The following is a 1,672-nucleotide window of genomic DNA, read 5'->3' as shown; positions in this document are numbered from 1 at the left end:
TCGTTCCTCGATGAGGAGGACAACCCCCCGGACCTGCATCTGACCGGCCGGGAGGCCGGCGAGCACGCCCGGCGAGCCGGCGTGGGTCAGCTCGTGCTCACGCATCTTGTCCCGTGGGGGAACGCCGCCCGTTCCGAGGAGGAGGCGGCTGGCGTCTACGACGGCCCGCTGACCCTCGCGAGCCCCGGCACCGTCTATGAACTCTGAGAACTCTGACGGACCGCACCTTCGTACCTCGGCGCGCGGCCGGGTCACTCTGGGCCGATAGTGTCGCGACGTGATACGAGCGGATGGCAGGAGACCGGACGAACTCCGGCAGGTGACGATCCTGCGGGGATGGCAGGAGCACGCGGAGGGATCCGCGCTGATCAGTGCGGGCCGGACCAGGGTGCTGTGCGCGGCCTCGGTGACCACGGGGGTCCCGCGCTGGCGCAAGGGCAGCGGCCTGGGCTGGGTGACCGCCGAGTACTCCATGCTTCCACGGGCCACCGACACCCGTAACGATCGCGAGTCCGTGCGCGGCCGCATCTCCGGGCGGACCCATGAGATCTCCCGGCTGATTGGCCGCAGCCTGCGTGCCTGCATCGACCTGAAGGCCCTCGGCGCGAACACCATTGCGATCGACTGCGACGTGCTGCTCGCCGACGGCGGCACGCGCACCGCCGCGATCACCGGCGCCTACGTCGCGCTGGTCGACGCCGCCCGCTGGCTCGGCCGGCCCGATGCGCTCATCACGAGCGTCAGTGCGGTCAGCGTCGGCGTGGTCAAGGGCGAGGCGATGCTCGACCTGGCCTACAGCGAGGATTCCACCGCGGACACCGACATGAACGTGGTGTGCACCGGGGCGGACGGTTTCGTCGAGGTCCAGGGCACCGCCGAGGGCACCCCGTTCGACCGGACGATGCTCGACAGCCTGCTCGACCTCGCAGTGCGTGGATGCGCCCAGCTCACCGCGATCCAGACCGAGGCGTTGCGCGGCCCGGTCCCGGCGGGGCCTCCCCGCCCGGGAGGTGCTCGATGAACGCCGAACACCACGGATCGGCCCGGACGACGAAGGTGGTCCTCGCCAGTCGCAACGAGGCGAAGCTCGCGGAGCTGCGCCGCATCCTGGCGGCCAGCGGCCTGGCCGTGGAGCTGGTGGGCCTGCCACCAGGCGAGGAGGTGCCCGAGACCGGGACGACCTTCGCCGAGAACGCTCTGATCAAGGCGCGGGCGGCGGTCGCGGCGACCGGGCTGCCTGCGGTCGCCGACGACTCCGGGCTCGCCGTCGACGAACTGGCCGGGATGCCGGGGGTGCGCTCGGCTCGATGGTCGGGCTGGCGCGACGGCACCCGGGTCGAACGGGACACCGCCAACAACACCCTGCTGCTCGCGCAGCTTGACGACGTCCCGGCCGACCGGCGCGGCGCCGCCTTCGTCTGCGCGGCGGCCCTGGTCACCCCGGACGGCGTCGAACGGGTCGCCCACGGCGAGCTACGTGGCACCCTGCTGACCGAACCTCGCGGCGCGGGCGGCTTCGGCTACGACCCACTGTTCCTGGCCGACGGTCAGACCCGGACGAACGCCGAACTGTCCGCGGCGGAGAAGGATGCGATCAGCCACCGCGGCCGAGCCTTCGGCGAACTGGCCCTGGTCCTCAGCGAGGTCCTCGCCGCCCCACCCACCCCCGCCA

The 1,672-nt window shown here is 72.2% G+C and carries 3 protein-coding genes; all 3 read left to right on the top strand.

Features of this window, described 5'->3' with window-relative positions:
- Positions 1-207: MBL fold metallo-hydrolase (locus AC08ON_RS15300; RefSeq protein ID WP_476617209.1), on the top strand; the 207-nt coding region annotated here is incomplete at its 5' end.
- 70 nt (positions 208-277) lie between these two features.
- The gene (gene rph / locus AC08ON_RS15295; protein WP_476608181.1) at positions 278-1,021 is read left to right on the top strand and encodes a ribonuclease PH; all 744 of its coding nucleotides are present in this window, start codon (positions 278-280) and stop codon (positions 1,019-1,021) included.
- Positions 1,018-1,672, top strand: a 655-nt coding sequence (gene rdgB, locus AC08ON_RS15290; protein ID WP_476617208.1) for an RdgB/HAM1 family non-canonical purine NTP pyrophosphatase, incomplete at its 3' end; no start/stop codon positions are given. The genes rph and rdgB, both read left to right, overlap by 4 nt.

The sequence above is a fragment of the Frankia sp. CoWAU3 genome (assembly GCF_977971855.1).
This window is presented reverse-complemented; position numbering and strand designations above follow the sequence as displayed.